This window comes from Spirosoma sp., assembly GCF_048594605.1.
In the GTDB taxonomy this organism is placed as follows: Bacteria; Bacteroidota; Bacteroidia; order Cytophagales; family Spirosomataceae; genus Spirosoma.
On record NZ_JBMDWV010000433.1, the window covers coordinates 1 to 6,794 of the forward strand.

Genomic DNA, 6,794 nt, shown 5'->3' on the forward strand with positions numbered 1-6,794 from the left:
ACTGCACGGGGCAGAGGGCAGAGGGCAAAAGCTAAACACCCAGGCTCCTCTCTCTGCCCCTACCCCCCTGCCCCACGCTACGTCGGTAAACGGCCAGGCCGACATTATTCAGATGGACCGGATGCGGAAGATGATTGCTCAACGAATGGTGGAGTCGAAGCAGATTTCTCCGCACGTTAGCTCGTTTGTTGAGGCTGACATGACTCCGGTTGTGCAATGGCGTACGCAGGTGAAAGATCTGTTTAAGCAACAAACAGGCGAAAATCTGACCTTTACCCCGATTTTAATCGAAGCTGTCGTGAAGGCGATCAAAGACTTTCCAATGATTAATATATCCGTGGAAGGTGATTCGATTCTCGTCAAAAAGGCGATCAACATTGGAATGGCGGTAGCTTTACCGAGCGGCAATTTAATTGTACCAGTTATTCACAACGCTGATCAATACAATCTGATTGGCCTTACGAAAAAGGTGAATGATCTTAGCAAACGCGCCCGCGAAAACAAACTTACGGCCGACGATCTGGCGGGTGGTACGTATACCATCTCTAACATCGGTATGTTCGGCAATCTAATGGGCACGCCCATCATTGTTCAGCCGCAGGTAGCCATTATGGCGTTTGGTGCCATTGTCAAAAAACCAGCCGTAATCGAAACCCCTCAGGGCGATTTTATTGGCATCCGCCAATTAATGTTTCTTTCCCATTCCTACGACCACCGCGTAGTTGATGGATCATTAGGGGGGCAGTTCGTTCGGCGCGTAGCGGATTACTTAGAAAAATTTGATACAACCTTAAAAATCTGATCATAACCTTATGCAGATTGGCAGGATCAGCAGGGTTCTGTCAATCTGCATAAGGTTATGGTTTTTACCTATGAAACAACGGATTGCAATTGACATGGATGATGTCATGGCCGACACACATGCCAAGTTTATTAAGTTGTACCTCGAAGGCGAGATGCCCCGATACACGCTTGAAGAATTAAAAGAAAAATCATTCCACGAACTGTTCGACGAACACGAATACAAAGCCATTTCAGAACGAGTGTACGAACCTGGCTTTTTCCGGGACATCAGCGTGATGGAAGGCGCTCAGGACGTCATTGCTGACCTGATGAAGAAATACGATATCTTCATAGCATCAGCAGCACAGGAATTCCCAAACTCGCTACGTGAAAAATGGGATTGGTTGCAGGAGCACTTTCCAGCGATATCCTGGCATAATTACGTTTTCCTGGGCGATAAGAGTGTATTGAACACCGATTACCTGATTGACGATCTGCCCCGTAATCTGCGCACATTTCAGGGAGACGGTTTACTTTTCGACGCGTTGCACAATCGCGATGATAAAGAGTTTAGACGTGTGAATTCCTGGCAGGACGTAGCAAAAATTTTGTTATGATGACTCTTTAGTTCTCCAGTAATCCGAATACTACCAAAGAAAAAGCCCCGAACGTCAATTCGGGGCTTTTTCTTTGGTAGTATTCGATTAAGCTTCTACTTCCTTTTGAACTTCAACAAATCGGTCGTGCCCAACTTCCTGCTGCGCCTTTTTCGCTTCGGCAGATGGTCTTAAGCGAACAATGTGCAGCTTATGCAATAAGCCGATAACCGGATATGTAGGATCAAACTCAAACCAGCGAGCACCAAAATTAGCCGCATTTGGGCGTTTGTGGTGGTTATTCTGGAACAGTTCGCCCATCATCACTACGTCCAGAATCAGCGAATTTTTCGACTTATCATGGTTGTCAAAGTTTGCGTAACCGTACTTGTGGCCGCTCCAGTTGATAATAGCACCGTGTACAGGCCCCATCACAAAATGAACAGGCAGTAAGAAGAAGAACGCCCAGTGCATATCCAGGTAAATGAACGCAAAGATGTAGAACAGGCTGTAGAGAATACCCCAACCTGCCCGCGATGCCCACGAATCACCCACTTTTTCAATAAAATTCCACTCTGGGTAATTACGATCGAACTGTTTTTCGACAGCGTATTTACGGTGCAGAACAGCGTTATAAATATTTTTCGTTTTCCACATCATCGTAAAAATGTTCTTCGTGTGATGGGGCGAATGTGGATCTCTCTCCGTATCGCTGAACGCGTGGTGCATCCGATGTAATACGGCATAAGCCCGCGGACTCAGATAAGACGACCCCTGCGACAGATACGTAAGTGTATAAAAAAACCGCTCCCAAAATTTGCTCATCGAGAACATTTTGTGGGCTGAATAACGGTGTAAGAAAAACGTTTGGCAGAACAAAGACAGATACCAGTGTCCAATAAACGCGGCCAGTACAAAAACCACAGTATTTTTAATTAAGAGTTGAACGCGACAATGACTAAGAATATTCCTACAAAACTAACGAATTTTAAACGGTTTTAGGGCACTCTCCCCAAATAATACTTTAATTAATTACAGTCGTAGCATACTGGAGTAGGTTGGCGCCCATACGTAACGCCTGCTGGCGTACCGGCTCAGGGTCGTTGTAAACACTCTGATCCTCCCAACCATTACCCAAATCGCATTCGTAGCTATAAAAACACACCAGTCGCCCCTGATAAATCAGACCAAAACCTTGCGGAGCTTTCCCGTCATGCTCGTGGATTTTGGGCAATCCATTCGGGAATTTAAATTTCTGCTGGTAAATCGGATGCGTAAACGGCAACTCAACAAACGATAACTCTGGAAAAACTTTTTTCATTTCACGACGGATAAATTTATCCAGGCCGTAATTGTCGTCGATATGGAGAAAACCACCCGACATTAGGTATCGACGCATGTTCTGTACTTCGGCCTCACTGAACGTAACGTTGCCATGCCCGGTCATATGAATAAAGGGATAACCGAAAATATCGGGGCTACCCGGCTCTACAATATCTTCTTCCGGGAAGATGTTCATTCGCAGATTGGCATTTGCAAATTTAATCAGGTTGGACACTGAGGTTTTATTTGCGTACCAGTCGCCACCACCGTTATATTTTAGCTTGGCAATTTTATAGGCATACGGTCCCTGAGCAACGGCCAGTGTAGAATTGACAATAAAAAATAAAAAAAGCAGTTTTTTCATACATTCAGGAAGTTTAAGAACTGGCAGGCCGTAAGCGCTGCGGTTTCGGTACGTAAACGATTCGCCCCGAGCGTTACCATCTGAAAACCAGCCGCAACGGCCAGTTGAATTTCTTTCTCGGAAAAATCACCTTCTGGTCCAATCAGGACAACGTAACGCCCCATTGCTGTAGCTGCTCTGGCTAAGTTAACAGGTGACGCGTCATTAGGCGAATCCACGCCGGGCAAATGTGCAATAAACCGTTGTTCTTCATCGACTGTTTTGATTAATTCACTAAACGACACAGCCTCATCTAATCGGGGCAAATATGATTGCAGCGACTGCTTCATGCCCGCCACCGCAATTTTCTCCAACCGTTCAAGTTTGAGCACCCGCCGTTCGGAATGTTGTCCGAAAAAGAAACTAATACGCTCAATACCAACCTCAACGGCCTTCTCTACAAACCATTCGATACGATCCAGATTTTTGGTCGGTGCTACGCATATCCGAACCGAGAATGAGCGCGGGGGCGTCGTTTTTGTATCGGTTACACGAAACTGACAACGTCGGGCCTCGGCTGACGTAATAACGGCTAAATGGAGGTTTCCGTGCCCATCGGTAACAGCAATTTCGTCGCCAATTTTCAGACGTAACGTTTTGATGGCGTGGCGCGAATCATCTTCATTCAGAAAAGATACCGACTCCGACGAAGCGACAAGAGATTGATAGAATAAATGCATACGTAGCAAAAGTACATATTCACTAAGTTGAGTCGGTCATTTACCGGCTACAGCAGTCCATAACAAACGTAGCGATTCAGGCAGAATTGAGCCGCCATGTCTGCCCGTACCTCCTACACACTTATAATTGTATTGACTGAATTTAAGAGCTGCAGCCATCTCCTGATTAGGTAGGCTAGAAAGCTCTATTTCATACTAGATAAAGCTATAGATTGTATAAACCTACCGACCCGATGATCAATAGAACGGAACCCACACTGCCGTTTTTTTGTAATTTTGCAGGATACATTACCTACTGTGAAAAAAGTTGCTTTTTATACACTCGGCTGTAAGCTGAACTTCTCCGAAACCTCAACCCTCGCCCGTCTGATGGAACAGCACGGCTACGAACGAGTGGAGTTTAATCAGCAGCCCGACATCTTCGTCATCAACACCTGCTCCGTAACCGATAACGCCGACAAAAAATGCCGGAAGATTGTCCGCGAAGCGCAGAAAATCAACCCTGACGGCTACGTAGCGATTCTGGGTTGCTACGCACAACTAAAGCCGAAAGAGATTTCGGAAATTCCGGGCGTTGATGCGGTATTGGGAGCCTCCGAGAAATTCCGGTTGCATGAACTGATGGCGACGTTTGAGAAAGTACCTACGGGTCAGCCCGCTCAGGTATTCAACTCCCCTATTGAAGAAGCCATTGCGTATCATGCCTCCTACTCGCTCAACGACCGGACGCGCACGTTCCTGAAAGTACAGGATGGTTGCGATTACCCCTGTGCATATTGTACTATTCCGCTGGCACGGGGTAAGAGCCGTTCCGACACCATTAGCAACGTAGTGCGAGCCGCACAGGAAATAGCCGAACGGGGACGGTCGGCCACTGCCGTAAAAGAGATTGTGCTGACCGGCGTAAATATTGGCGATTTTGGCCTGATCAATGGCGAACGTAACGAAACCTTTTTCGACCTGATCCGTGCGCTGGATGAGGTCGGAGGTATTGAACGGTTCCGTATTTCGAGCATCGAGCCAAACCTGCTCACCGACGAAATTATTGCGTTTGTTGCACAATCGAAGCGGTTTGTGCCCCATTTCCACGTACCGCTACAATCAGGAAGCAATAAAGTCCTGGGTTTGATGCGCCGACGGTACAAACGCGAACTCTATGTGGATCGGGTTCAGAAAATAAAGGAACTGATGCCGCATGCCTGCATTGGCGTCGATGTCATTGTCGGTCATCCAGGCGAAACGGATGAGTTATTTAAGGAAACGTATCAGTTTCTGAACGAACTGCCAATTTCATACCTGCACGTATTCACCTACTCGGAGCGACCCAATACAACAGCCCTCACGATCAAGCCAGTTGTACCGGGACACGTGCGGGCTGAGCGGTCAAAAATGCTGCATATTCTGTCGGACAAAAAACGGCGGGCCTTTTATGAATCACAGATTGGGCGTACCGCTACGGTGCTTTTTGAAGAAGACGTAGAAAACGGCAGGATGCAAGGTTTTACGGAAAATTATGTGCGCGTCGTTGCGCAGTATGATCCCCTGCTTATTAATGAAACCCTGCCCATCCGTATGAAAGGGATAAATGCCAATGGATTGGTAGAGATAGAGGAAGTTGAGCCTGTACTTGAACATCACTAGCAAGGTGCTGTGGTGTCGGACGGTCGGACGCATCCGTTCTCAAACCCGACACCACGAGATTAACACAAAAAAGCCTGATCTCGCGAAGATCAGGCTTTTTGCTACGTATTTATCAGCTTATCTCAATCGAACGTACCGGAAACGCCCGTGTCTTTCCAGCTTTTTGATTTGGCCGAATCCAGAACGGCTTCGCATACTTTCTGCGTTGCCAGCGAATCCCGGAATGTCGGGTTGCAGGCTTTACCCCCTTCCAGACTCTTCAGAAAATCAGCTACCTGATGGATAAAGCTGTGTTCGTAGCCAATACCCAGGCCCGGCACCCACCACTTGTCCATGTATGGTTGATCGCCATCCGTTACGTGAATCGATCGCCATCCCCGCACAATACCTTCGTCGCGGTGGTCGAAATATTCCAGCCGGTTCAGGTCATGCAAATCCCAACGTATCGACGCATTTTCGCCATTAATCTCAAATGTATAGAGCGCTTTGTGCCCGCGAGCGTAGCGCGTTGACTCGAACAGGCCCAGCGAACCGTTTTCAAAGTGGCAGTGGAAAATACAGGCATCGTCGATACCAACGGGCTGCACTTTACCCGTCACGGCATGTAAACGTTCTTTTACAAACGTTTCCGTTACGGCCGATACGTCGGTGATGGCCCCGTTGAGCCACATGGCCGTATCGATACAGTGCGCTAGCAAATCGCCCGTTACGCCGGAACCAGCCGCTTCTACGTCCATTCGCCAGGTTCCAGCCCCGCCCTGTGGTACGTCGGCGCTGATGGTCCAATCCTGCAGGAAGTTGGCCCGGTAATGGAAAATCCTGCCCAGCTTACCGGAATCAATTAGCTGTTTGGCTAACGTAACGGCTGGCAAACGGCGATAATTGTACCAAACCGTTGTGGCTACACCTGCTGCTTCGGCTGCGTCGACCATCTCCTGCCCTTCTTCTACGGTACGAGCCAGTGGTTTTTCACAAAGAATCATTTTGCCTGCCTTGGCGGCAGCAATGGCGATTTCGGCGTGCGAATCATTTGGCGTACAGATGTCCACCGCATCAATATCATCGCGGGCAATAAGCGCCTTCCAATCGGTTTCGGTTGATTCATAACCCCACTGTTCAGCAAACGCCTTCACTTTTTCGGGGTTACGCGAACAAACCGCTTTCAGTACGGGAGTGTATTCCAGATCAGGAAAAAAATTCGGTACGCGATTGTAGCCGTTAGAGTGCGTACGGCCCATAAACCCAGTCCCGATTAAGCCTATTCGTATTTCTTTTTTTTGTGCCATGTTTTAAAAGTTTGACAGTTTACAGTCTTCCGTTTACAGTTGGCTGGCGCATTCCCATTAACGCGTCAGCCAACTGTAAACC

Annotated in this window: 7 protein-coding genes; 3 read left to right on the forward strand and 4 right to left on the reverse strand. The window is 47.7% G+C overall.

Translation table 11 applies throughout. From position 1 onward, the window contains the following. Both ACOJS8_RS27345 and ACOJS8_RS27350 read left to right on the forward strand, forming a co-directional pair. On the forward strand, window positions 1–802 hold an 802-nt coding region (locus ACOJS8_RS27345; protein WP_420151734.1), incomplete at its 5' end, for a dihydrolipoamide acetyltransferase family protein. Between the two features lie 70 nt (window positions 803–872). After that, on the forward strand, window positions 873–1,400 hold the full coding sequence (locus ACOJS8_RS27350) for a 5' nucleotidase, NT5C type (RefSeq protein WP_420151735.1): 528 nt from the start codon (window positions 873–875) through the stop codon (window positions 1,398–1,400). A gap of 87 nt (window positions 1,401–1,487) precedes the next feature. Here the strand turns inward: ACOJS8_RS27350 and ACOJS8_RS27355 are convergent, their stop codons facing one another. The 3 genes from ACOJS8_RS27355 to ACOJS8_RS27365 form a co-directional block, all read right to left on the reverse strand. After that, window positions 1,488–2,213 (reverse strand): fatty acid desaturase, encoded by a 726-nt coding sequence (locus ACOJS8_RS27355; protein WP_420151740.1) that lies wholly within the window; start codon window positions 2,211–2,213, stop codon window positions 1,488–1,490. A gap of 190 nt (window positions 2,214–2,403) precedes the next feature. Then, window positions 2,404–3,066, reverse strand: a complete 663-nt coding sequence (locus tag ACOJS8_RS27360) for a DUF4159 domain-containing protein (protein ID WP_420151736.1) — start codon at window positions 3,064–3,066, stop codon at window positions 2,404–2,406. Continuing rightward, window positions 3,063–3,785, reverse strand: coding sequence for a 16S rRNA (uracil(1498)-N(3))-methyltransferase (locus tag ACOJS8_RS27365; protein WP_420151737.1), 723 nt, complete (start codon window positions 3,783–3,785; stop codon window positions 3,063–3,065). The genes ACOJS8_RS27360 and ACOJS8_RS27365 overlap by 4 nt, the downstream gene beginning before the upstream one ends. A 297-nt stretch (window positions 3,786–4,082) precedes the next feature. Here ACOJS8_RS27365 and mtaB point away from each other — a divergent pair, with 297 nt between their 5' ends. Then, window positions 4,083–5,426: a tRNA (N(6)-L-threonylcarbamoyladenosine(37)-C(2))-methylthiotransferase MtaB gene (gene mtaB / locus ACOJS8_RS27370; RefSeq protein ID WP_420151738.1), complete on the forward strand. Its 1,344-nt coding sequence runs from the start codon at window positions 4,083–4,085 to the stop codon at window positions 5,424–5,426. A 122-nt stretch (window positions 5,427–5,548) separates the two neighbouring features. Here mtaB and ACOJS8_RS27375 read toward each other — a convergent pair whose 3' ends face one another. Further along, the gene (locus tag ACOJS8_RS27375) at window positions 5,549–6,712 is read right to left on the reverse strand and encodes a Gfo/Idh/MocA family protein (RefSeq protein ID WP_420151739.1); all 1,164 of its coding nucleotides are present in this window, start codon (window positions 6,710–6,712) and stop codon (window positions 5,549–5,551) included. Window positions 6,713–6,794 lie beyond the last annotated feature (82 nt).